Genomic DNA, 23,135 nt, shown 5'->3' with positions numbered 1-23,135 from the left:
CGCCACCCACCGACCGGCGCCACGGCGACGCCGGCCAGCTGCGACACCGGCTCGGGCGGGGTGTCGGCGCAGCCGCGGGTACTACGTCAGGCGCGGTGTTCGCGCAGGTCGGTGACCTCCGCCGCGGGTGCCCAACCCTGGTAGACGCCGAAGTCGAACGCCTCCAGGCCCATCGCCTCGGCGACCGGCCACCGCCCACCGGTGTACTCGACGCGCAGCCAGTTCTCGTGTCGGGCCAGCACGATGAACGGCTGCCCCTGCCAGGTGCACCTGGTCCGGACGTACGCCAGGTCGTCGACCTCGGCGGCCGGCACCACCCGGACGAATCGTCCCGCCCGGACCTCGGTGAACCCTTCGCCCGGCTCCGTCTGGTAGAGCCGTACGTCGTCACCGTCCGGGCTGGCCTCGTACTCCCGTCCCCGCCACTGGGCGGCATAGCCGTCCCGCATCAGTCCTCCCCGGTCCGACGCCAGAGCGGCTGGTCGCAGTCGAGGGTGGCGACCAGGCGTTCACTGCCGTCGGCGCCGATCCGCCACAGCTGCGCGCCGTGTGGCAACCGCACGCTGTCCACCTTGAACTCGGCCACCACGTCGCTGCTCTCGCCGGGGGCGAATCCGTTGCCACGGAAGGGCGGACGCTCGATCACCCAGCCCTCCATCGCCCGCATCGCCGCCTCGTTCTGCCCGCCGTACGGGATGCGGTAGAGGCTGGGCCGGTGCGCCGGCCAGCGCAGGACGTACACCTCGTCGGCGTCCCGGGAAAACGGCGAGTTGGGGTAGCCGAGGCCGAGCGCGGCGTACAGCTTCGTCGGGGTACGCAGGTGCGCGACCTCGTTGGCCCGTTGCACAAAACCGGAGACCCGGTCGTAGCCCCGGTCGAGGTAGTAGGCGAGCTGGCTCGGGGCGATCGCCTTCTGCATCATCGTCGGCCGTCCCGGGTCCTCCCGAGCCGGCGCGTACGTCGACCGTGGCGTCTCCTCCTCGGCCGGTGCCGTCGGTGCCGGCTCGGCGCTGTCCGGGTCGTCGCCGAGCCCGACCTCGGCGGCCCAGTTCGCCAGGGCGACGATCTCGCTGCCCGGAAGCTTGGCGCCGACCGGTGTACCCGGGTTGACGGCGAACGACCACGCCTCGTCCGGCCAGCGACGGATGAGCTGGACGAACTTCACCTCGACCGTCTGCACCGAGGTCGGCAGGTGGTCGGCGAGCCGCTCGGGTGAGGTGAAGACCACGACGTACGTCTCACCGTCGAGCGCCTCGGTACGCCATTCGAAGCCGTCGTCGCCCGGCCGGCTGTCGGTGGCCGACGTGTAGGCGACCGGAAGCAGCACCTTGGCGAGCAACAGGGTGGAGAGGAACGTGTCCGTGCTGCCGCCGCCCGCCGCGTCGAGCAGGCTCCGCTCGACGTCGTTGGCGGGTACGAAGTCGACGGGAAGCTGTCGGGTCGGAGCCGGATCCGGAGTACCCGCGCCGGTGTCCGGCAGGGCTGCGGTGTCCGGGCCGGTGGCTGTCGTAGGGTCCGCTTCCGGTGCCGGCACCGCCGCGCCGTTCGTCTCCGGTGCCGTGGTCGGCGGAGCGGCCGTTCCGGCGCCTGACCATGACTCGGTGGCCTGTTCCGCGCTCCCGGTCGCCCAGGCCGCCCGAGTGAGCTGCTCCGCACCGGTGACGGACCGCGCCGGGGCGGGCCGCTCCGCACCGCCGGTCGTCCACACCTCGGTCGGCTGGGCGGCGGCATCACCACCTGTCCACGCCTCGGTCGGCTGGGCGGCGGCATCACCGGTCGTCCACACCTCGGTCGGCTGGGCGGCGGCATCACCACCTGTCCACGCCTCGGTCGGCTGCTCGGAGCCGGCAGCGGACCACGTCGGCGAGGCCTGCTCCGGCACCCCGACCGACCAGGCCTGGGTGAGCTGCTCCGAGCCGGCCACGGACCACTCCGGCGTCGCCTGCTCTGCTCCGCCGACCGGCCAGGCCTGGGTGAGCTGTTCCGAACTGGCACCCGGCCACGGCTGGCCGGGCTGATCCACGCTGACGTCCTCGGCGGGCCGCCGGGGGACCGGGGTGAAGAGCGACAGATCGGGCGATCTCCCCGAATCCACCGTTGAGTCGCTGGTCTGCTCGGCGGATCCGGCGAACGTGGACGTGGGGGGCGACTCCGCCGGCCTGGACGGATCCGGTGACGCGTACCACGCGGGGGGCAGATCTGCCTCGCTGCCGGCTGATCCGGCGCGCGACACCGGCTCGACCGGGGTCGGCGGCTCGGCGGCGGCGACCGGTGCGGGGGTGACGTTGGTCGGCCCGACCGGGGCGGTCAGGCCCGACGACAGCGCCGTCTCGGGAGCTGTCGGTACGCCGTTGCCGGCTCCTGTCGGCTCAGTGGGCTGCGTACGGCGTACCGGTGTCATCCAGCCGACCGTGGCTTCCCCCGGAGCCTGCGGGTTCTGCTGGCCGTTCCGGTCACCGGGAGCCGACCTCGGGGCGATCACCGGCACGGTGGTGGCCTGGTTGGCCACGGCCGCAGGAACCGGGTCGACCGACGCTGGCGGCACGTCCGGCGCCCGGAACGGCTGCGGCACCTCGGGTGCCTGAAGCGACTGCGGCACCTCGGCCGAACGGAACGACTGCGGCACCTCGGGTGCCTGAAGCGACTGCGGCACCTCGGCCGAACGGAACGGCTGCGGCACGTCGGGCGCGCGGAGCGGGTGTGTGGGCTGGGCCGGCGGCGGGAACGAGCCGGCCGGTCCGAGGGGCCGATCGGCGAGCGTCGGCCCTCCCCCCGGCGTCCGCCGGGGTACCGCCGCGGTGGCCCGGGCCCGGGCGACCCGCTCGACCTGTTCCATCCGGGCCCGGGTCCGGCCCGGCAGTCGGACGTCGCCCCGACCGAGTTGGGAAACGAACCACGCGGGCAGGTATCCCTCGATCGGAAGCCCCGGATTGACGGCCAGCCACCATTCCGGGTTCGGCCAAGCGCCCGCCAGTTCCGTATACGCCGTACGTCGGAATGAACCGGCGCTCTCGGCCAGACACGCCTGCAAGGAGGTGGCGGAGGTGAAGGCCAGCACGTGCGTACGGCCGCCGGTGGTCCAGGTGCCCCAGCCCATCGGGGCGCGACCAGCGAGCGCGTCGGCGGAGACCGGCAGCAGCAGATCGGTACGGGCGAGCATGCGGAAGTAGAGTTCCTGGTCACCTGCCCGGAGCGCGTCCCGCATCGCGGCTTCGGTCTCGGTGGCCGCCTCCCATTCCGTCACGGCCACCTCCACTTCGCCGAACAGGCCATAAGCATCGCGTACAACCTACAAGGTAGGTCCAAGATCACAATGGTTGGCTGGCGGTGGATCCCGCGCTCGGCGATCCACCGATAGCATCCGGTGGGCGGACCCGAACCGATGGCGAACCGACCCACTGGCGGACCGAACCGATTCGGAGGCAAGTGATGCCTGGCCGGAGAATACGACTCACCCTGGTGGGCGCTGTCATCGCGGTGTCGGTACCGCTCATCTCCACCGGGCCGGCGGTCGCGGCTCCCCTGCTGCCCCCGACGGCCCTGCGTGCCCTGCCGGGCTGTGACAGCAATGAGCAGCCACCCCGACCGAGCAGCGTGGTGCCCTGGGCCCAGCAGCGGTACGCCCCGGACCGGCTGGCCCCGCTGGCCACCGGCAAGGGCATCACGATCGCCGTCATCGACTCCGGGGTCGACAAGACGAACCCGCAGTTGAGAGGCAAGATCCAGCCGGGCCGGGACTACCTGGACGTCGGCCTCGACGGCAGCCGGGACTGTGTGGGACACGGCACCGGCGTGGCGAGCATCATCGCGGCGAAAGCGATCGACGGGATGGGTCTGCGCGGCCTCGCCCCGGACGCGAAGATCCTCCCGGTGCGGGTCAGCGAACGGCGTCAGGTCGACGGCGGGGAGGAGACCGGCCGCACGGTCACCACTCCCACGTTCGCCGAGTCCATCCGGTGGGCGGTGCAGAACGGCGCCGACGTGATCAACCTCTCGGTCACCTTCCACCGCGACGACCCACTGCTCCGCGCCGCGATCGAGTACGCGCTGGCGGAGGACGTGGTGGTGGTGGCCGCCGCCGGCAACAACTTCGACAAGGGAAACCCTCGGCCGTACCCGGCCGCCTACGAGGGGGTCATCGGGGTCGGGTCGATCGGCGACGACGGCAAGATCTCGCCATTCTCGCAGCGTGGTGACTGGGTCGACCTCGTCGCCCCCGGCGGCAACGTGACGATAGCGACACCGGAACGAGGGCACAAGATCGACAACGGCACCAGCTTCGCCGCCCCGTACGTGGCGGCCACCGCAGCCCTGATCCGGGAGTACCTGCCGAACCTGAGCGCCCGCCAGGTGGCCGAGCGGCTCGTGGCGACAGCGGACCCGTCGGGCGGCAACCAGGACACCTTCGGCGCGGGAGTGCTCAACCCGTACCGGGCGGTCACCGACACCGCGCCGCCGGCCGGTCGACCGGCGGTTGGCGGGCTGCCGCCGCACGCGGAGGACCCGCTGGAGCTGGCTCGGGCCGAGCGGCGTTCGGTCGCGCAGGAGCGTGCACTCTGGGTCGCCGGACTGGCCGGCACGGTCGCCGGGTTGGCGCTGTTGCTGGCGGTGGTGGTGCCGCGTGGCATCCGCCGTGGCTGGCGGCCGGCCGCCCCGACGACGCAGTCAGCCGACCCGGCGTAGCTCGGTACGAGCCGACGTAGCTCGGTACGAGCCGACGCGCCGTGCCCGGACAACGCGGCCGGCCGACCTGGCGGCCAGCAGTCCACCTGGCGGGCCAGCCGATCCCGCGCATCGCCATGCCGCCGCGCGGACAGCACGCGCCATGCTGGACAGAGCGCCGCGCTGGACAGGCCGTCGTGCTGGACAGGCCGTCGTCATGTTCAGGTCATCGTGATCGACAGGTCATCCTGATCGACAGGCCGTCGTCATGGACAGGCCGTCGTAGCGGGCGGGCCGAAACGACAGGTGCCCCGGGGGTGCGGCGCGAGATGCGCGGCCCCCGGGGCATCCTCGGTCGGTTCGTACCGCCCCCCTGTCCCTTACTGGAACAGGCCGGTGTTCTTCTTCTCGGTGCTCAGGTAGTCCTGCGCGGACTCGTCGAGCGCCATCTTGATGTCGCGCAGCATGTTGGACAGTTCCTGCTGCGACTGACGCCACTTGGCCTGGCGCACCTGGTACGCCTGCTGCGCCTCGCCTTCCCAGGTCGAGACGAGCGGCGCCGCGTCCGACTCGAGCTGGTCCAGCTGCGAGTCGAGCGTGTTCATCGCCTTCTGGATGTCCGCGCTTGCCTGCTGCATCGCGGCGAAATTGACGACAAGAAGGCCGTCACCCATCGGAATCTTCCCTCCCCAGTGAGATCAGAGCGGCAGCGTGATGCCGGTGTTGGTAGCGGACATCCGGCTGGACGCCTCGCTGTCCGACGCGTCGTACTGCTGGCCGGACGTACGGATGGCGCCCGCGGTTTCGCGGAGCGCACGGTGCATCTGCTCCTGGTGCTGTGCCCACTGCTGCTTGACCTGCTCGAACGAGCGGCCACCAGCACCACGCCACGCGCTCTGCAGCACCTCGAGCTGGCCCATCAGGCTGCTGAGCATGCTCTGCAGCGACTGGTCGACCTGCTCGAACTTCTGGGCGGTCTGCTGCATCACTGCGGCTTCTGCCTGCGTCTGGGACACCCCGACGTCACCCCGCTTCCTTGACTAGTTCCTTCTTCCGGACGGTCCACTGCGGACCTTCCGGCTCATGCCCTGGCCGTGCCGGATTCGGCACGGGCACGGCATTCAGTTCTGTAGCTGACGGTAGCGGGCGAGGGCAACACTTGGGTACCCCCTCTTGTCCGCCGGTTGAACAACCCATACCGTCACGACCGTCGATCCGGTCGACATCGTCGCTGAACAGCCTATTCGAGCGCTATCAGTTATTGCTGCCCCGGCGTGTTCCGGGCCGCCTCCGGATCCAGTGCCGCACCGGTCGGCACCAACGACACCAGGCTGGCCGGCATCCGTACCGGACGCACACCGCCGTATCCCAGCGTGCCCAACACGTCGGCGCTGGCCACCGGGTGCCGCTGGCCCAGGTCGGTGATGACCGAGATGGCACCGCCGGTCGCGCCCGGAGCGGCGGCGGCCTCGACCACCACGCCCCGGCCCGGCGTCACCAGGACGTGGTCGGCGAGTCCGGCGCCCTGCGGCGACCGGGCGGTGGTCTGGGTCGTGTTCGCCAGATCAGGCAGGTCGGCACCGACCCTGACCTGTTTCACCCCATTGTCGTCCTGGACGTCGGCGCAGACCACGCTGCTCTCCGACGCCACGATCTTCGGAATGGTGGCCGGCGGCGCGCCCTCGTCGGGCGGGAGCAGGTCATCGGACTTCGTGGTGTTCGCGTACGTGCCCGGAGACATCCGGCCCACGTCGCCCTGCTGCCCGAGCCCGGCGACCAGCAAACTGGCCTGCAACTCGGTGATGGTGGCCAGACCGTCGCTCTTGACCACCATGTACTGCTTCACACCGCCCGGCGGTTCGACGTAGAAGACGTCCCCGATCCGGGCGTCCGGCACCACCTGGGACGGCTGGCCGGCCAGGGCGATCGGCACCCGGGCCAGATCCGCTCCGGCGGGCAGCGCGTTGAGCAGGGCCGGTGCCACCGGCACCTGCCGCTGGCCACTCCAGCCGAGCGCGTTGACAACCGGCTGCTTGTCCCGGATCAGGTGCCGGCGGTTGTGCCAGACGAGGTAGAGGGATCCGCTCGGGTGCAGGGCGAGCAGCGCCTCCTCCCCCATCGTCGTCCCGCCCGGCGCGGCGCTGCCGATCAGCAGTGCCGACTGCGCCGGTTGCGCGCCCGTGCCGGGCTGCGGCCCGGAGCAGACCGTCCACTCCTTGGTGATCAGCCGGTTGCGCGGCGCCACCGAGTCGGGGGCGTTCGGAATCCCCAGCGGGGCCCCACGGGGCGCGCCCTCCAAGGACTTGCGTGACACCGACACCGTCTTGGCCTGGCCGCCCTGGCCGACGATCAGCAACGCCGACGTGTAGTTGACAACCGGCCGCAGCTTTTCCTCGAAGTAGACGTACTGGGCGCCCGACTCCTTCTCGACGATGACCACGTTCGGGTCTTTCCACTTGGTGGCCCCACCGCCGACGAACAGGCCGTACACCACCGCGCCACCGACCGCGATCAACGCGACCAGCACACTGGCCAGGGTGGCACCGGCCGCGCGTCGGAACGGCGACTGCGCGGGGTCGGTCTCCCGCATCACCAGCGCGCCCACCACCCGCTGGACCATGAACTGGTACGAATGCAACTGGTCCTGCCGTGACGGCATGCGGGCCCCCTCTCCGGTTGTCCGGCCCATACGATAGGCCCCTGAGCGAATCGCGGGGGGTACGCCCACCGGCGACGCCCATTCAGGGGAGGCTATCGCGGTGACGCTAACTGCGGCAGACAACAAGACCCGGCCCACCGGAGGCAACCGACTGGACCGGTCGGCACCGGCGCCGCTACCGGCGGCGTCCACTCCGGGCCGTTCCGGCCCGTTCGGCGTACGGGCTGGGCAGATCGTCACGCTGCAGGTCGCGGTGGCGCTGGTCATCGCCGCCCTCGGCCACGGTGCGCTGGCGATGGTCGGTGCCGTGCTGGCCGCCCTCGTGCTGGTGCTGCTCACCTGGATCCGGCTGCGCCGCCGCTGGCTGTTCGAGTGGATCGGCATCGGCATGCGCTACTCCGGCCGGCAGCGCACCCTCCGCGCGTCGGCGCCACCGGAGGCACTGCTCGACCTGGTCAATCCCGGTGCCACGGTGCTACCCGCCGAACTGGCCGGAGACGCCGCCGCCATCGTCAGCGACGCCTACGGCCTGACCGCCGTCTTGGAACTGGGCGACCAGGTCGGCATGCTGACCGACAGCCCGCAGACCCTGCTCTCCCCGGCCAGTCTGCTTCCGGCGGCGAGCGCGGAGACCCCGCCGACCCGGATCCAGCTGCTGATCGCCGGTGGGCCCGCGCCGACCCTGAGCGCCGGCGGCGGCACCCCCGCGAACTCGTACCGTCAGCTCACCGACGGCCGACTCCTCGGCCACGAGCGGGTCCTGCTGGCCGTCCGGGTGCTGCGGGCCGACGGCTGGTCCGACGAGGACCTGCGACGCGCCCTCTCCAGCGCGGTCCGCAAGGTGAGCCGCCGACTCAAGCCGGTGCCGAGTCGGGCGTTGGGCGAGCGGGCGGCGCTCGACGTACTCGCCGAGCTGGCCCACCACGACGGTGCGCAACCGGGCCGGGAGAGCTGGCAGGGTGTGCAGCTCGGCGGCCTGGTGCAGACCACCTTCCGGCTGCGGCGTTGGCCGGACCTGCGGACCGAGAACGGCCGCCGGTTCATTCCCCGGCTGATGGCGTTGCCGGCCACCGCGACCACGGTCTCGGTCAGCGCCGGCCCGTGGGTGGGCGGCGGCTCCGAGACGGTCCGGGTGGACGTGACGGTACGACTCGCCGCCACCACCGCCCCGGCGTTGGCGACCGCGGTCCAGGCGCTGCGTCGGCTGCTCCAGACCCAGCACGCCCGCGCCCGACGGCTGGACGGGGAACAGCTCGACGGGGTGGCCGCCACCCTGCCGCTGGGTGTGCTCGGTGCCGGACCGCTGGCCGCGAACCCGGACGCCACGATGGCGGCGTCCGCTGTGGACGCGTTGGACCTGCCGATCGGCCTGGCCGGCCTGATGATCGGCGCCAACCGGCATGGTTCGGCGGTGCTCGCCCGGCTGTTCCGGGCGGAGACCACCCGGGTCGTGCTGATCGGCGGGGTACGCGCCGCGCAGCTCATCACGTTGCGGGCGATGGCGCTCGGTGCCCGGATCGTCGTGCAGACCGCCCGTCCGCGCGCCTGGGAACCGTTCGTCCGGGGAGCCAGCGGGCCGGGCTCGCCGATCGCGCTCATTCCGCCGGGGCGGCCGGTCGGCGGTCCGCCCGGCAGTCAGCTCCAGCCGCTGCTGGTCGTGGTCGACGTCGGGCCGGTCGCGGCCGACTCCCAGCCCGGGCCGGGTTGGCAGGCCAGCCTGGTGGTACGCGACGAGTTGGCTCCGGTAGACGTCGACGCCGTCTCCCGGGCCGACCTGGTGGTGCTGCAGCCACTGCGGCCGCACGAGGCCCAGCTGGCCGGCCTGGCGCTCGGACTCGGTGACTCGGCGAGCTGGTTGACCCGGATCCAGTCCGACATGGTCGGCGTGATCAACCGGCGGGTGCTGCGCTGGGCGCTGCTCTCCGCCACCCCGATCGAGCAGCAGCTGATCGGTCCACCCGCCCGGTTCTGAGCCGTACCGGGCCGGGCTCGGTCCGTCCTTCCGTGTTGTCCGAATGCGTTCCAGGTCGTCGTCGTACAGACTGTCGCAATGGCCGACCAGGAGAGTGTTCCGACGCTGTGTCAGACCGTGCTCGACTGCACCGACGCCAGGGCGCTGGCGGAGTTCTACCGGTCGCTGTTGGGCCTGGTCTACCGGCCCGGCGACGAGCCGCCGGAGGCCGGACAGCCGGACGAACGCGGTCGTGACTGGCTCGTGCTGCTCACCCCGCAGGGCGCCCGCCAGATCGCCTTTCAGCAGGTCGCCGAGCTGCCGGAGTCGACCTGGCCGCAGGCCGGGGTGCCACAGCAGTTACACCTGGACATGACGGTGGCGTCGGTCGAGGAACTGCGGGTGCAGCACGAACGGGTGCTACGCCTCGGCGGTCGCCTGCTGCGGGACGCCATCGACGACCCTGACGAGCCCCTGCGGGTGTACGCCGATCCGGCAGGTCACCCGTTCTGCGTCTTCGTCGCCTGAGCCGGCGGAACCGTCCCCTGCGGCGGGCGATCCTCTCGCCTGGCGGTGGTGATCACGACGGGTTTGGCCGGCCAGGGCGAGCCGGCGTCTTCGCGATCATCGATCTGTCCCGTCGGCCCGGTGACTCCGCCCGGGTTCGCGAAGTCGTGGAAGAACCGTGCGACCGACTCGTTCGATAGGGGGAATTCGTGACACCATCGCCCGCATGGATTTCCTGAAGGGTCCTCTGATTCGGCTGGTCAGCACCGCCGTGGCCTTCTGGCTCGCGACGCTCGTCATTCCGGGCATCACCCTGAACACCGACTCGATCCTCGGCGCGATCGGCACCCTGCTCCTGGTGGCGGTCATCTTCGGCGTGGTCAACGCGGTCCTCCAGCCGATCATCAAGACCCTCGGCTGCGGCCTGTACGTGCTGACCCTGGGTCTGATCGCACTGGTGGTGAACGCGCTGCTCTTCATGCTCACGGGCGCGATCGCCGAACAGTTGACGCTGCCGTTCGACGTGGACGGCTTCTGGCCGGCGGCGGTGCTCGGCGCGCTCTTCGTCAGCCTGGTCACCTGGCTGCTCGGCCTGGTCCTCGACCGCGACTGAGTCGCCCCGACCGGAATCCGGCGACCACTGGTCGGGAATTGGCTCGGGGCTGTCCGGCAGGACGGCGATACCGTCGCGGACGTGCTGACCCTGACCCGTGACGACGGTTACGAGATCTCCGACGACGCCGGCCGCCTGGACGTGGACCGGGTGCACCACTGGCTCTCCACCGACGCGTACTGGGCGCGCGACCGGCCGCGTGACGTGATGCTCCGGGCGATCGAGGGCTCCTGGGTGTACGGGGTGTACCGGCCCGACGACCAGGCCCAGGTGGCGTTCGCCCGGGTGGTCACCGACGGCGCCACCTTCGCCTGGCTCTGCGACGTCTACGTCGACCGGGCCGAGCGGGGGCGCGGACTGGCCCGGTGGCTCGTCGGCGCGATCCGGGACCAGCTGGCGGGGCTGCGGATGCGCCGGATCCTGCTCGCCACCAACGACGCGCACGGGCTGTACGGGCCACTCGGCTTCCAGCCGGTGGTCAATCCCGAACGGTGGATGGAGCACTTTCCCCAGGCGCAGGTGACGCCGCTCACCGGAAAGGGGCCTGACGGCGATGAGCCCCTTACGGTGGAGCTATGAACCAGGTACGGCGCGGATATCTCTACGGGCTCGGGGCGTACGGCCTGTGGGGGTTCTTCCCGCTCTACATCCGGCTGCTCAAGCCGGCCGGCCCGATCGAGATCCTGGCGCACCGGGTGGTCTGGTCGGTGCTCTTCGTCGCCCTGCTGCTGGCGGCCGCCCGTAACTGGCGTTTCCTGCTGAACCTGCGCCGCCGACCGGCCGCGCTCGCCGGGGTCACCCTCGCCGCCGCGCTGATCGGAGTCAACTGGGGCACCTACATCTACGGCGTCAACTCCGAGCGGGTGGTGGAGACCGCACTCGGCTACTTCATCAACCCGCTGGTCGTGGTCCTGCTCGGCGTCTTCGCACTGGGTGAGCGGCTGCGGCCGGCGCAGTGGGTCGCGCTCGGCATCGGCGGGCTCGCGGTGGTGGTGCTGACCGTCGACTACGGCCGACTGCCGTACCTGGCGCTGACCCTGGCGCTCAGCTTCGGCGGGTACAGCCTGGTCAAGAAGCGACTCGGGCTGCCCGCCGCCGAGGGCATGTTCGTCGAGTCAGCCGTACTGGCACTGCCCGCGCTGGCCTACCTGGGTTGGCTGGTCTGGCACTCCGACTCCACGTTCGGACACGTCTCGGCCGGACACACCGCACTGCTGATGCTGGCCGGGGCGGCCACCGCCATCCCGCTGCTGCTCTTCGCCGGCGCGGCGAACCGACTCACCCTGACCGCGTTGGGCACCCTGCAGTACCTCGCCCCGATCCTCCAGCTCGTCTTCGGCGTACTCGTCTTCCACGAGCCGATGCCGCCGGCCCGGCTGGCCGGGTTCGCGTTGGTCTGGCTCGCCCTGGTCGTCTTCACCCTGGACGGGATCCGGCAGGTGCGGCGGTCCCGCGCCGCGCTGCTCGCCGCCACCCCGGAGCCGGCCGCCGCGACCGCCGTCCGCTGACGCGGAACGGACCGGCCGGATCGATGCCAGCCAGGGCGACGCGTCGGCGGAGGGCGCGGCCACGGCGGCTCGGCGTGCCGCACGACGAGGCACGAGACTAGTTGGTTCCGCTGGGTTCAGGTGTCCTGGAGGAAGGACTCGGCTTGGCGTTGGAGGGCCGGTGGGGCGACGGACCAGATCCGGCTGCCCATCACCTCGCGTAGCTTGACCACCTTCACCACCCTGGGGGTGTTCCTGCGCAGGCCGACGTGCATCCAGAGTTGGTCCAGGTCGGTGTACGGGAGGTCCCAGGCGTATCCGATGCTCGACTCCACCGCGCCGACCGGTTCCTGGGGCGGGACGTGCACCTCGTCGGCGGTGGCGGCGGGGGCGATGTCGATGAGGGTGAGGCCGAGTCGTTCGACGATGTCGCGGAGCAGTCTCCGGTGATTTTCGACGGTATCGGTCGAGGGCGGCTCGCCGTCGAAGAACAGCGCGAGCACCCAGCCGGACTCACCGGTGCGCGCGAGGTCCAGGACGAGACGCGTGCCAGTGGTGTCGGCGAAGGTACGGTGCGCGATACTCTTCGCCGCTCCGGGCCCCTCGACACGAGGAGCGTCGTCGAGCTGGAGCATGTCGAGCAGTCGGCGTAGCTGGTCGGATGTCAGCTCTCCGCGGGAGAGCACCCGGAGCGCGGGCCAGAGCATGACGGAACCTCCCTCTTCCCGGTCTCCACGGTTCACACGATCAAGTTCCGGGACGGCACACTAGCCGCGGTCACCGGCGGGTGGACCATCCAGACGTTCGGCTCCCAGTACGACCCGACGCCCGCCTCCCGGTCGATCGACACCGTGGCGAGACACTCGGGGAAGACGTACTCGCCGGACTCGGGGAAGACCATCCCGGTCCACGACTCCCAGTCGGAGACCTTGGCGGTGATCCCGAACGACTCCGGCAGCGCACCGGCGACCCGGGCCCCGAGCCGCTCGTGCACCCGCATCCACGGGTCGAACAGCAGCCCGTCCTCCCGCCGCCACTGGATGTAGCGCTCGATCGGGGTGAGCGGGTAACGCTCCTTCCACGAGGGGCGGACCGGCGCGACCAGGTGGGTGAGCCCCTGCCGCTGGGCGATGGTCCGCATCGCACCGAGGATCTCGGTGGCCAACCCACGGCTGCGGTTGCCGCGCGGGATCTCGGCGGCCAGCGCGCAGAGCGTGTTCACCGGTGCACCCGCCCGCCCCTGCGCGAAGACCAGTTCGAGCGCCGGGTCGAAGCCGGCTGGCAGGTGCGCGTCGACACCGTCCCAGCCGAACGGGCCGGTGTGGCCCTCGGCGACCACCTCGTCGGCCTCCTCGTCGTAGAGCACGAACTGGAAGTCGGGGAACTCGTCGTCCAGCAGGTCCCAGAACCGGTCCGCCACGTTGCCGTGCATGTTGTACTCCGGCCACACGTCCAGCGAATTGATTTTGCGCTTCCAGAGGTCCGGCCGCTCAGTCACGGTGTACATGCTGATCATGAAATTCTCCCTGCCAGGAACGTCCACGACCCGGTCCGGACCGCAGATGGAGGTGTCTACCGGGGGCAGCCGTGGCCGGTCAACCGGTTAACCGGCCGCCGCGCCGCCCGGTTGCCCGGCCACGACGGCCGTACCGGCGCCACGGCCGTACCGGTTCAGCGAGGGTCGGATCCGGGCAGGCAGCCCGATTCAGCGCGGGTCGGATCCGGGCAGGCGGGACCGGGTCAACGAGGGTCGGACGTGGGTGTGACGCCGGCGCGCAGGGCGTCGTACAGCTCTTCCAGCCGGGCGCTCTGGGTGGCTAGGTCGAAGTGCGTCGCCACATGGTGCCGGGCCTGCTCACCGAGCCGGCTCCGCAGGTCGTCGTCGGTGAGCAGCCGGCGGATGTTGGCCGTCAGGGCCGCCCGGTCGCCCTCCGCGCCGAGCAGGCCGGTCTCGTCGTGCCGCACCGCCTCCGGAATTCCACTGTGGTACGTCGACACGGCCGGCACGCCCAGACTCGCCGCTTCCAGGATCGTCGTCGGCAGTCCCTCGGACTCGCCGTTCGGCGCGGTCTTCGAGGGCGAGACGAAGACCTTCGACTCGGTCATGTGCCGGCGCACCTCGGCCGGGTCCTGGGCGCCGAGGAACGTCGCGTCCAGCCCGAGCGCGGCGGCCCGCTCGCGGACCGGCTGTTCCAGCGGCCCGGTGCCGACGAACAGCACCCGCGGCCGGGGTACGTCGAGCCTGCCGACCGCCTCGACAAGGTCGTCGATGCCCTTCTTGGCCACGAACCGGCCGACGAAGAGCAGATCCCACCGCTTCTCCGTCGGTGCTGGCGGTGGCGGGATCGGTACGCCGGTGTGGTGCACCCGTATCTTTGCCGGATCGGCGCCGAGTGCGACCGCCCGGTCCCGGATGAACCCGGAGACGGCGAGAATCACGCTGGCCCGCTCGAACATCTGCCGCAGGTTCCGTCGGTAACGGGCGCCGCGCCAGCCGGGCTCACCGGGCAGCCGGGTCACGTCGTATCCGTGCAGGGTGACCACCAGCGGCACGCCGAGCTGCGCGGCCGACCGGCTGACCAGCCAGCCGTCGTTGCCGAAATGGGCGTGCACCACGGCCGGCCGCAACGCGGCCAGCCGGTCGCGCAGCCGGGACCCGCTCCCGGTCAGCTTCAGCTGCAGGAGCGCACCCCGGTCCAGGGCGGTGTCCGGATAGACGATGACGTCGCTGTCGGCGGCGACGGCCGAGTCGACCTTGACCGCGCCGAGATAGACCGGACGCCACCGGGTCAGCGCGGCACCGTGGTTGCGGACGAAGGTCTCGGAACCGGCGAGCAGGTGACTCCGCCAGATCACCAGGGTCCGGTCAGCGGACATCACGCTCGGCTTCGCCCACCGGACGCCAGTCCGCCGGCGCCGGCCCGAACCCGGGCACCACGTCGGCCCCGGAGCCGGAGTTGGCCTCGGCGGCCTGCCGCCGACGGTTGAGCACCAGGTCCCGGAGCGTACGCCGCAGCTGCGGCGGGATCATCCAGATCTGCAGGAAGGTCAGGTAGTCGATGAACCCGGGCCGACCGTGCCGGCGGGCCTCGCCGAGCAGCGTCCGGAACGCCTTCGGGCTCCGGGTCGGCGCCGCCATCGAGCTGATCACGCTCATCGTCAGCGCAGCGTACGCCCTCGGCGTGAGCAGCGGACGGGTGCGCCGCAGCCACTCCAGCTGGTGCTCCCAGGAGAGTCCGTCGCTGATCCGGGGCCGGTTCTCGTCCTGATACCAGACGACCAGCGGCTCGGCGGCGATGACCAGATCGACGTCGGAGTGGCTCAACGCCCGCAACGTCCAGTCGAGTTCCTGCAGCCGCCGCAGACCGACGGTGAACGGCACCCGGCGCAGCAGCTCGGTCGGGGCCAGGATCGTCGAGGTCTGGATGAAGCCGTCGCCGTGGAACAGGCCCCGCCGGACCGTGAGGTACTCGCTCAGTGGCTCGTCGGCGGCCGGCAGCCGACGCGGGATGACAAACTCGGCACGCGGCGTACGGTTGACCAGCCGGCTGGCGACGATCGGCGTCGGCACCCGGGCGGCCTTGGCGAGTTCCAGCTGGACGGCGAGCTTCTCCGGCAGCCACTCGTCGTCGTCGTCGAGCAACGCCGTCCACGGCGCCCTCGCCTCCCGTACGCCCACGTTGCGGGCGTTCGGGGCGCCCTGCGACTCGGGCAGCGCGACAACCCGCAGTCGGAGGTCGTCGAGGGCGGTGAGCGCCTCGCGGGTCATGTCGTCGGGTCCGTCGATCACGACGATGACCTCGATGTCGTCGACGGTCTGGGCGAGCACACTGCGGACCGCGCGGGTCACCAGCTCCGGTCGGGACCGGGTCGGGATCACCACACTGACGTTGGGTGTAGCGGACATGAAGACCTGCCAACTCCGACATGAATTCGAGGGGTAAATTTCCTGACCGGCCCCGTACGACGACCGGCGCGGTCCGTTACGCGTCGAGGGAGAGGGCTGCGTAATGCCCTCGAAACACTATTGGCCGGCCGCGACGTGAAGGTTGATTCTGTGCGGCGAATAGACGTACATCCCGGAAGCAGCAGCCTGCCAATGGGTGTCCATTGGGTGACGTGAACCTCGCTGAGCTGCGGATATAGTCCACAGCAAACATGTCGCCAGTACGACGGAGGAACGGCGCCACGGTGACGTGCCAGGGTTGCACACCGCGCACCGCACCCGGGTTCACCGTTCAATAGGTTGCCGTACACTCGCCGGAGATTTCGGTCGGGATCCCGGGAATCGGAGAATCATGGAACCCAATGACGGTACGGCGGCGGTGCGCGGCGCCCGTGGCCGCGTCGTCATGCTCGTCGACAACGGCGTGGAGGGCGACTCCCGGGTCCAGAAGACCGCCCGCTCGGCCGCCGAGGCCGGCTGGGACGTGACACTGCTCGGCTGCTCCCCGACCGACCGGGAACAGCGCTGGTGGCTGGGCCCGGCACTCGTCCGGCTGCTCCCGATGCCGGGTGCCCGGCCCGCCGCCCCGTCAGCCGGTGCCGTCCGGTCGGGTGGCGGTACCCCGGCCGTCCCGCCGCAGGGAAGCGGCGTGGGCACCGGCCGGACCCGGCGTTCGCCACGGGAGTGGCTGCTCGCCCGGGGCGGACTGCCGCTGCGGGCCGCACGGCTGGCCCGTCGGCCGCTGGAACACGCCCAGGTCCGCCTCTGGCGGGCCGTCCAGGGCGACCGGGCCTGGCGGCGACTCGAACCGGGGTTGTGGAACTACGAACGGGCCTTCGGGCCGGTCATCGACGAACTGGCGCCGGACCTGATCCACGCCCACGACTTCCGGATGCTCGGCGTCGGTGCCCGGGCGCGGGAGCGGGCCCGCGCCGCCGGCCGCCCGGTCCGGCTGCTCTGGGACGCGCACGAGTTCCTGCCGGGGGCCAGGCCACGCCGGGACAACGCCCGCTGGCTCCCCGCCCACCTCGGCTACGAACGCGAGTACGCGCCGTACGCCGACGCGGTGGTGACGGTCTCCGAGGCGCTCGCCGACCTCCTGCGGCGGGAGTACACGCTGCCCGCCCGGCCCGGCGTCATCCTCAACGCGCCCGCCGTCACACCGGCCGCCGACGGCGGAGACGGAGCAGTGCCGGACCTGCGGCAGCTCTGCGGACTCGACGGATCCACCCCACTGCTCGTCTACGCCGGTTCGGCGGCGGTCCAGCGCGGTCTGGACACCGTCGTCGAGGCGCTGCCCCAACTGCCCGGGGTGCACCTGGCCCTGGTCGTCGGCGACCCGCACGCGCCGTACGTCCGTCACCTGGTCGCCGCCGCGAGCCGGCTCGGCGTGGCGGACCGGGTGCACGTCCAGCGTTACGTGTCGCCGTGGCAGGTGGTGCCGTTCCTCTCCTCCGCCGACGTCGGACTGATCCCGCTGCACCACTGGCCCAACCACGAGATCGCGCTGATCACCAAGTTCTTCGAGTACGCGCACGCCCGACTGCCGATCGTGGTCAGCGACGTACGGACGATGGCGGAGACGGTCCGGGCCACCGGCCAGGGCGAGGTCTTCCGGGCCCGGGACGTGACCGACCTGGTCCGGGCGGTCCGGGCGGTCCTCGCCGACCCGGCGCGCTACCGGGCGGTCTACGACGGGCCGGACTCGCCACTGCCGGGCTGGACCTGGGACGCCCAGGCCCGCCGGCTCGACGCGCTCTACCGCGAACTGCTCACGGCGGAGCAGGTTCCGCAGGCACCGACCGTGGAGGCGAACGTCCGATGAGGACCCCGGATGTCACGGTCGTGGTGCCGGTCTACAACACGATGCCGTACCTGACCCGGTGCATGGACTCGCTGTTGGAGCAGACGATCGGCCTGGACCGGCTGCAGATCGTCGCGGTGGACGACGGGTCGACCGACCGCAGCGGCCGGGAACTGGACCGGTACGCCGAACGGCACCCCGACGTCGTCACCGTCATCCACCAGCCGAACTCGGGCGGGCCGGCCGGCCCGTGCAACCGCGCCCTCGACGTCGCCACCGGCCGGTACGTCTTCTTCGTCGGTGCCGACGACCACCTCGGCCTCCAGGCGCTGGAACGGCTCGTCACCGCCGCCGACACGTACGACTCGGACGTGGTGCTCGGCAAGGTGGTCGGGGTCAACAGTCGGCACATCTACCAGGACATCTTCGCCCGCAACGAGGCCGACCTCAGCCTCTTCGACTCCCCACTGCCGCGCTCGCTGGCGAACACCAAACTGTTCCGACGGGAACTGCTGGAACGGCACGGCATCCGCTACCGGGAGGACCTGCGGATCGCCAGCGACCTGCCGTTCACCCTGGAGGCCTGCTACCGGGCCCGGCGCATCTCGGTGCTCGCCGACTACGAGTTCTACTACGCGGTACGCCGGTTCAGCGCCACGAACATCACCTACCTGAGCCGCCACCTGGAGCGGCTGGACACCATCGAGACCCTGATGGCGTTCATCGCCGACCTGATCGAGCCGGGCAAGCAGCGGGACGCGGTGATGGCCCGCCGGTTCGACCACGAGATCGCCAAGCTCGTCGAGGACGACCTGCTCCGCCTCGACCGGGACACCCAGCAGGCCATCCACGCCCGGGTCGGGCGGCTGGTCGGGGCGTACCTGACCGAGGAGATCGGCCACCAACTCGGCGCGGAGACCCGGATCCGGCTGGCCCTGACCCGGGACGGTCAACTCGACGACCTGCTCGCGGTGCTCCGACAGGACGCCGAGGTCGGGGTACCGTCCACCGTGGTCGAGGGACACCGCCGGTACGCGGCGTACCCGGGGTTCCGGGATCCGGCGCGCGGACTGCCGGACAGCTGTTTCGAGGTGACCGCCGTTCCGGAGTGGTCGGCGAAACTCGACGTCACCGAACTGGGCTGGGAGACCGACGAGCAGGGCCGGCGGGTGCTGACGCTGCGCGCGTACAGCCCGCTGCCGGAACTGACGACGGCCGGGACCGACGCGTTGACGGTGAGTGCCGAGGAGATCCCGGCGGAGACGGTGGTCACCGCCGACGGCACGGCCGGTACCCGGCTCCGGATCCGGTTCCGCGCCGAGGACCTGCTCGCGGGCAGCGGCCCGACCGGTCGGCGGCGGATCGTGTCGGCCCAGATCGGCGCCTTCGACCCGGCCCGCGCCCTCGGCGCGAACAGCGCGAACGGGGCCGGCGGCGCGGCCGCGCTGCGGGCGACCCGGCTGGCCGGGGCGGTGCCGCTGGTACGTCGGCGCGGCGCCCGCCTCTATGTGCTGACCCCGGTCCGGGACGAGTCCGGCCGGCTGATGATCTCCGTCGTGCCGGTCACCCCCGGCCGGGTCACCGCGCGGCTGCGCCAGAAACTCCGCCGCCGCTGAGCCCGCGAACGGCAGCGGACCCGCGAGCGGCAGCGGGGCCGGGCGAACGGCAGCGGACCCGCGAGTGGCGCCGGACCGGCGAACGTCAGCGCGAACGTCCGGGGCGGCGGGGCGAAACTCGCTGGCCAGGGAATGCGGCTCGGGGCTACAAAGGCGCGTGACCGCCTGGACCCTGGCTCCGGAAGCCTTCGACTCGCCCGACGCGACCCTGCTGCGCCGTGACTACTACGCCGACGTCGCCAGCAGCTACTGGCAGCGACCCGCCACCCCGGCGGAGGTCGACGAGGGGCTGGCCGGCGACAACGCGCCGCTGCTCACGCCACCGACCGGCCAGTTCGTCGTCGGACGGTACGCCGGTACGCCGGCCGCCTGCGGCGGAGTGCTGATGCTGGACGCCGAACGTGCCGAACTGACCCGGGTCTACGTACGTCCCGCGTTCCGGGGCCACGGTGGCGGTCGGCTGCTGCTGGGGCTGCTGGAGGAGCAGGCCCGACTGCTCGGCGCCAGCCGGATGGTGCTCAACACCCGTCTCGACCTGACCCGGGCCCGGGCGCTGTACCTCAGACACGGCTACGTCGAGATCCCGGCGTACCGCACCGGTCCCTACGTCGAGGTCAGCTACGGCAAGGAACTCGACCCGGAACGACGAGACACACGGATTCCGGGCGGCCCTGTCCGGCACCAGTCCGTGCGCTGACCGGTGACCCGGCAGGGACCGGAAGTCCCGGTCGGTACCGGGACCGCCGGCCCCGCCGAGCACCGCGCCGCGCAGCCGGGCCGGTCAGCCGAGCGCGGTGGCGAGTTCCTCGTACGTCGGCGCGAGGCGGTGCAACGTGCCGGCCGCCGAGGCCGTGTCGCCGGCCACGACGTCGTACTGGAGGCTGCCGACCAGCCGGGCCTGCCGGGCAGCCACCGTGGCGGCGGCGTCGAGCCCGAGTCCGGCGAGGGCGGTCGCGGCGTCGCTGAGCCGCCGGGCGCCGACCCGGATCGCGAAGTGGGCCAGGAATCCGTGCACCTCGGGATCCAGCCCGGCGACGAGCCGCTCGGCCAGCAACTCGACCGCGGCGGCACCACCGACGGTGCCGGGCGGTACCGGAACGTCGTGCAAGCCGCGCAGCCAGCTGACCGCCCCGGGCAGCGCCGCCCGCAGTGCCTCCTCGGTGGAGATCTCCCGGACCCGCACGAAGTCACTGCGCATCGTGTACGGCGTGGTCCGGTATCCGATGGTGTCGGCCCGCCACGCCGCGAGGAACTCCCCGGTCGGCAGGGTGGCGTACGGGTGGCCCTGCGGGTCGTGGAAGGTGACCCGGTCGGCGTCGACGTCCAGCACCTCGACGAAGTGGTCCGCCTCGATCGGGCCGGTCATCCCGGGCTGGTGCCGGAACAGCCCCATCTCGACCGGACCGACCAGGACCGGGGCGACCTTGACCGCGTCGCGCAACAGCGCCAGGGCCTGCTCCGCGTCGTCCGAGCCCTGCCGGTGGCAGGTCCAGCCGAGCAGCCCGATCGCGTCGTCGAGTCCCCGATCGGGGTCCCAGCCGTACGGGTCGAACAGCGGCAGTCGTCCGGCGAGCAGTTCGAAGCCGAACGGCGAACCGGTCAACACCTCGATCACCGACGGCGTGGGCGCGGCGGCGCCGAGCACCATGGCCAGTGAGTTGGCATAGCAGTACGGTCCGGAACCGGTGTAGGGATGCATCGTCAGCTTCCTCCAGGCAGGTCGGGACGTCACGTCAGGTCAGGGCGGGACGTCAGAACGTCAGGTCAGGGCGAGACGTCAGAACGTCAGGTCAGGGCCTCGGGGCGGGGCGGGGCTCAGCCGGTCGCGACGGGGTAGGTGACGTCGACGGCGGCGCCGCCGGTACCGGGCCAGATCTCGACCGGGCTACCGACGCAGGTCAGCCGCTGTGCGTCGAGCCAGACCTCCACCGCGTCGTACGCCCGCAGGACGTCGGGGAAGTCCGCGTCGACCCCGGCTACCGGCAGGAACACGTCGGTCCCGGCCGGCGAGAGCCGTACCCGCAGGTCGCCGTCGGGCTCCACCGAGCCGGTGAAGGCGATCGCGACCTCGACCGGGCCGTCACTGTCCCGGGTCACCAGGCCGTGGAAGTACACCAGCGTCGGCCCGTCGGACGACAGTCCGGCCGCCCGCAGCCGGGCCCGGATCCGCTGCTCCGTGTCGGCGACGAAGTCCGACAGTCCGTCGACGTGTGTCCGCTGTTCCCGGCAGAGCAACTTGCGTTCCGGCCGGGCCCGCAGCATCGGCGTACCGGCGACCGGGCGGTCGGCGTCGGCGAGCGCCTCGACCAACTCCCGCCGCCGCCGGAGTTGCTCCTCCTGGGCGGCGAGCCAGGCCCGCAGCTCCGCCTGCCGCGCCGGCGGGTCGAGCGGCAACAGCGTCGCGACCCGGGCCAGGGACAGCCCCAGCCCACGCAACCGCCCGATCAGCCGCCCCCGGGACACCTGGTCGCGGTGGTAGCGGCGGTACCCGGTGCCGGGATCGACCCGGACCGGCACCAGCAGGCCCTGCTCGGCGTAGAGCCGCAACGCCTTCGGCGACAGCCGGGTGGCCGCCCCGAACTCGCCGGGCAGCATCAGCTCCACATCGTTCACCCGGTCAGCCTGGACCCTTCCCCAGGGGCGAGGTCAACCCGGTACGAGCGGCAGCCGGCTACGGCACGTCGTAGGCGAGCAGCGGGGTGTTGTCGTACCGGAGAAGCTCCAACCGGACCAGTTCGGAGCGGGTGAACCGGGTCACCCCGGTGAAGGTGGCGTCGTCGCCCGGTGCGGCGAGCCAGGAGCCGACCTGCTCCGTCTCGCCGTTCGGCCCGTGCGCCACCAGCCGGAACGTGTACGCCTTCGTGTAGTCGGCCGTCTCGGCGTACTGGCAGCGCATCGTCACCACGGTGCCCCACCGGGTCCCGTCGAAGCCGATCTCGGCGGTGACCGGCACACCGCCCCGGACCGGTTCCATCGCCACCATCCGGACCTCGACCCCGGTGCCGGAGTCGCCCCGGTCGAAGGGCCAGGCCAGGCCGAGGGCGACAACCACGGCCATCGCGGTGGCAGCCAGCGCCACCCCGACAGCCCGGGCGTTACGCCGTTCCCGGCGACGCTGTTCCCGGGCCGCGTCGAGCAGCTCCGTCAGCCGCTCCTCCCCGCTCGGCGGCACGGCGATCCGGTCCAGGTTGGCCGGATCCAGCCGCCCCAGCAGACCCGGCAGTACGGCGATCTCGGCGACCGCCTCGCGACAGGTCGCACAGGTGGCGAGGTGCCGCTCGTAGGCTGCCCGCTCGGCGGGAGAGAGGGCACCGAGCACGTACGCGCCATCGTCGTGGGCGTGTTCACACCGCATCACCCGGTCACCCCCATCTCGGCGAGTATCAGACGTAGAGATCGCAGCGCGTAGTGCGTCCGCGATTTGACCGTGCCCGGTGGAATACCCAGCCGGGCTGCCGCCTCGGTCACCGAACGGCCCTGGTAGAAGCACTCCACCAGCACCTCCCGGTGGGACGCCGAGAGCCGGTTGAGCGCCTCCGCGACCGTCCACGCCTCCACCGCCCGGTCCGCCTCGTCAACCACCGGCGGCGGCTCGGGAAGGTCGTCGGTGACCACCTCGCCGATCCGGGAGCCCCGCTTGCGCCAAGCGTCGATGGCGAGGTTGCGGGCGATGGTGAACAACCAGGCCCGGACCGAGCCACGGTCCGGGTCCATCGCCTCCGGATGCCGCCAGGCGCGGAGCAGGGTCTCCTGCACCAGATCCTCGGCCCGCTGCCGGTCGCCGTTCATCAGGCGCAGCGCGTGCCCGAGCAGCGCGTCGGCGTGCTCGGAGTGCATGGCGCGCAGCAGTTCGGCGTCCTGGTCGCTGATGGTGCCACCTCACATCCGCT

At 71.8% G+C, this 23,135-nt stretch carries 22 protein-coding genes; 9 read left to right on the top strand and 13 right to left on the bottom strand.

The genetic code is table 11. The features are described 5' to 3' along the window. Window positions 1-86 precede the first annotated feature (86 nt). Both V1633_RS22465 and V1633_RS22460 read right to left on the bottom strand, forming a co-directional pair. On the bottom strand, window positions 87-452 hold the full coding sequence (locus tag V1633_RS22465) for a hypothetical protein (RefSeq protein WP_331216380.1): 366 nt from the start codon (window positions 450-452) through the stop codon (window positions 87-89). Further along, window positions 449-3,244 (bottom strand): SseB family protein, encoded by a 2,796-nt coding sequence (locus V1633_RS22460; RefSeq protein ID WP_331216355.1) that lies wholly within the window; start codon window positions 3,242-3,244, stop codon window positions 449-451. The genes V1633_RS22465 and V1633_RS22460 overlap by 4 nt, the downstream gene beginning before the upstream one ends. Before the next feature lie 185 nt (window positions 3,245-3,429). Here V1633_RS22460 and mycP point away from each other — a divergent pair, with 185 nt between their 5' ends. Then, window positions 3,430-4,683, top strand: a complete 1,254-nt coding sequence (mycP, locus tag V1633_RS22455; protein ID WP_331216354.1) for a type VII secretion-associated serine protease mycosin — start codon at window positions 3,430-3,432, stop codon at window positions 4,681-4,683. Window positions 4,684-5,042: 359 nt separating this feature from the next. Here mycP and V1633_RS22450 read toward each other — a convergent pair whose 3' ends face one another. The 3 genes from V1633_RS22450 to eccB form a co-directional block, all read right to left on the bottom strand. Beyond that, a complete protein-coding gene (locus V1633_RS22450; protein WP_331216353.1) occupies window positions 5,043-5,336 on the bottom strand; it encodes a WXG100 family type VII secretion target in 294 nt (97 codons plus the stop codon). Between the two features lie 24 nt (window positions 5,337-5,360). Beyond that, complete coding sequence (locus V1633_RS22445; RefSeq protein WP_331216352.1) at window positions 5,361-5,678, bottom strand: WXG100 family type VII secretion target; 318 nt, start codon at window positions 5,676-5,678, stop codon at window positions 5,361-5,363. Window positions 5,679-5,920: 242 nt separating this feature from the next. Next, a complete protein-coding gene (gene eccB / locus V1633_RS22440; RefSeq protein ID WP_331216351.1) occupies window positions 5,921-7,321 on the bottom strand; it encodes a type VII secretion protein EccB in 1,401 nt (466 codons plus the stop codon). A 100-nt stretch (window positions 7,322-7,421) separates the two neighbouring features. Between eccB and eccE the strand changes: the two genes are divergently transcribed. The 5 genes from eccE (at window position 7,422) to rarD (ending at window position 11,900) form a co-directional block, all read left to right on the top strand. Next, window positions 7,422-9,293, top strand: coding sequence for a type VII secretion protein EccE (gene eccE, locus V1633_RS22435; RefSeq protein WP_331216350.1), 1,872 nt, complete (start codon window positions 7,422-7,424; stop codon window positions 9,291-9,293). A gap of 78 nt (window positions 9,294-9,371) precedes the next feature. After that, window positions 9,372-9,800, top strand: coding sequence for a VOC family protein (locus V1633_RS22430; protein WP_331216349.1), 429 nt, complete (start codon window positions 9,372-9,374; stop codon window positions 9,798-9,800). Between the two features lie 205 nt (window positions 9,801-10,005). Beyond that, entirely contained in the window at window positions 10,006-10,392 is a 387-nt protein-coding gene (locus tag V1633_RS22425) for a phage holin family protein (protein WP_331216348.1), read from the top strand. Window positions 10,393-10,473: 81 nt separating this feature from the next. Continuing rightward, window positions 10,474-10,971, top strand: coding sequence for a GNAT family N-acetyltransferase (locus V1633_RS22420; protein WP_331216347.1), 498 nt, complete (start codon window positions 10,474-10,476; stop codon window positions 10,969-10,971). Continuing rightward, window positions 10,968-11,900 carry an EamA family transporter RarD gene (rarD, locus tag V1633_RS22415; protein ID WP_331216346.1) on the top strand — a complete coding sequence of 311 codons (933 nt, stop codon included), beginning with the start codon at window positions 10,968-10,970 and terminating at the stop codon, window positions 11,898-11,900. Before V1633_RS22420 ends, rarD begins: the two co-directional genes overlap by 4 nt. 116 nt (window positions 11,901-12,016) lie before the next feature. Here rarD and V1633_RS22410 read toward each other — a convergent pair whose 3' ends face one another. The 4 genes from V1633_RS22410 to V1633_RS22395 form a co-directional block, all read right to left on the bottom strand. After that, entirely contained in the window at window positions 12,017-12,586 is a 570-nt protein-coding gene (locus tag V1633_RS22410) for a hypothetical protein (protein ID WP_331216345.1), read from the bottom strand. A 32-nt stretch (window positions 12,587-12,618) separates the two neighbouring features. After that, on the bottom strand, window positions 12,619-13,377 hold the full coding sequence (locus V1633_RS22405) for a hypothetical protein (RefSeq protein WP_331216344.1): 759 nt from the start codon (window positions 13,375-13,377) through the stop codon (window positions 12,619-12,621). A gap of 242 nt (window positions 13,378-13,619) precedes the next feature. Next, a complete protein-coding gene (locus V1633_RS22400; RefSeq protein ID WP_331216343.1) occupies window positions 13,620-14,756 on the bottom strand; it encodes a glycosyltransferase in 1,137 nt (378 codons plus the stop codon). Further along, window positions 14,746-15,786, bottom strand: a complete 1,041-nt coding sequence (locus tag V1633_RS22395; protein WP_331216342.1) for a glycosyltransferase family 2 protein — start codon at window positions 15,784-15,786, stop codon at window positions 14,746-14,748. Before V1633_RS22395 ends, V1633_RS22400 begins: the two co-directional genes overlap by 11 nt. 445 nt (window positions 15,787-16,231) lie before the next feature. On the opposite strand from V1633_RS22395, the gene V1633_RS22390 reads away from it, so the two are divergent. The 3 genes from V1633_RS22390 to V1633_RS22380 all read left to right on the top strand — a co-directional run bounded on the left by V1633_RS22390 (window position 16,232) and on the right by V1633_RS22380 (window position 19,942). Beyond that, window positions 16,232-17,650: a glycosyltransferase family 4 protein gene (locus tag V1633_RS22390; RefSeq protein ID WP_331216379.1), complete on the top strand. Its 1,419-nt coding sequence runs from the start codon at window positions 16,232-16,234 to the stop codon at window positions 17,648-17,650. After that, a complete protein-coding gene (locus tag V1633_RS22385; protein ID WP_331216341.1) occupies window positions 17,647-19,245 on the top strand; it encodes a glycosyltransferase in 1,599 nt (532 codons plus the stop codon). Before V1633_RS22390 ends, V1633_RS22385 begins: the two co-directional genes overlap by 4 nt. Before the next feature lie 157 nt (window positions 19,246-19,402). Then, window positions 19,403-19,942, top strand: coding sequence for a GNAT family N-acetyltransferase (locus V1633_RS22380; RefSeq protein WP_331216340.1), 540 nt, complete (start codon window positions 19,403-19,405; stop codon window positions 19,940-19,942). Window positions 19,943-20,026: 84 nt separating this feature from the next. On the opposite strand, the gene V1633_RS22375 is transcribed toward V1633_RS22380, so the two are convergent. The 4 genes from V1633_RS22375 to V1633_RS22360 all read right to left on the bottom strand — a co-directional run bounded on the left by V1633_RS22375 (window position 20,027) and on the right by V1633_RS22360 (window position 23,115). Beyond that, complete coding sequence (locus V1633_RS22375) at window positions 20,027-20,944, bottom strand: hypothetical protein (protein WP_331216339.1); 918 nt, start codon at window positions 20,942-20,944, stop codon at window positions 20,027-20,029. Between the two features lie 116 nt (window positions 20,945-21,060). Next, window positions 21,061-21,858: a MerR family transcriptional regulator gene (locus tag V1633_RS22370; protein ID WP_331216338.1), complete on the bottom strand. Its 798-nt coding sequence runs from the start codon at window positions 21,856-21,858 to the stop codon at window positions 21,061-21,063. A gap of 58 nt (window positions 21,859-21,916) precedes the next feature. After that, a complete protein-coding gene (locus tag V1633_RS22365; protein ID WP_331216337.1) occupies window positions 21,917-22,603 on the bottom strand; it encodes an anti-sigma factor family protein in 687 nt (228 codons plus the stop codon). Continuing rightward, on the bottom strand, window positions 22,600-23,115 hold the full coding sequence (locus tag V1633_RS22360; protein ID WP_331216378.1) for a sigma-70 family RNA polymerase sigma factor: 516 nt from the start codon (window positions 23,113-23,115) through the stop codon (window positions 22,600-22,602). The genes V1633_RS22365 and V1633_RS22360 overlap by 4 nt, the downstream gene beginning before the upstream one ends. Window positions 23,116-23,135 lie beyond the last annotated feature (20 nt).

Origin of the sequence: Plantactinospora sonchi, assembly GCF_036422035.1 — a bacterium.
Taxonomy (GTDB): Bacteria; Actinomycetota; Actinomycetes; order Mycobacteriales; family Micromonosporaceae; genus Plantactinospora; species Plantactinospora sonchi.
Note: the sequence above shows the minus strand (reverse complement) of the source record. Positions and strands in the feature narration are given on the sequence as shown.

Bases quoted from the DNA above. Each gene is read 5' to 3' on its own strand.
- mycP (WP_331216354.1), top strand. From the start codon at position 3,430: ATGCCTGGCCGGAGAATACGACTCACCCTGGTGGGCGCTGTCATCGCG.
- V1633_RS22450 (WP_331216353.1), bottom strand. From the start codon at position 5,336: ATGGGTGACGGCCTTCTTGTCGTCAATTTCGCCGCGATGCAGCAGGCA.
- eccB (WP_331216351.1), bottom strand. From the start codon at position 7,321: ATGCCGTCACGGCAGGACCAGTTGCATTCGTACCAGTTCATGGTCCAG.
- V1633_RS22430 (WP_331216349.1), top strand. From the start codon at position 9,372: ATGGCCGACCAGGAGAGTGTTCCGACGCTGTGTCAGACCGTGCTCGAC.
- V1633_RS22425 (WP_331216348.1), top strand. From the start codon at position 10,006: ATGGATTTCCTGAAGGGTCCTCTGATTCGGCTGGTCAGCACCGCCGTG.
- rarD (WP_331216346.1), top strand. From the start codon at position 10,968: ATGAACCAGGTACGGCGCGGATATCTCTACGGGCTCGGGGCGTACGGC.
- V1633_RS22410 (WP_331216345.1), bottom strand. From the start codon at position 12,586: ATGCTCTGGCCCGCGCTCCGGGTGCTCTCCCGCGGAGAGCTGACATCC.
- V1633_RS22400 (WP_331216343.1), bottom strand. From the start codon at position 14,756: ATGTCCGCTGACCGGACCCTGGTGATCTGGCGGAGTCACCTGCTCGCC.
- V1633_RS22395 (WP_331216342.1), bottom strand. From the start codon at position 15,786: ATGTCCGCTACACCCAACGTCAGTGTGGTGATCCCGACCCGGTCCCGA.
- V1633_RS22390 (WP_331216379.1), top strand. From the start codon at position 16,232: ATGCTCGTCGACAACGGCGTGGAGGGCGACTCCCGGGTCCAGAAGACC.
- V1633_RS22385 (WP_331216341.1), top strand. From the start codon at position 17,647: ATGAGGACCCCGGATGTCACGGTCGTGGTGCCGGTCTACAACACGATG.
- V1633_RS22375 (WP_331216339.1), bottom strand. From the start codon at position 20,944: ATGCATCCCTACACCGGTTCCGGACCGTACTGCTATGCCAACTCACTG.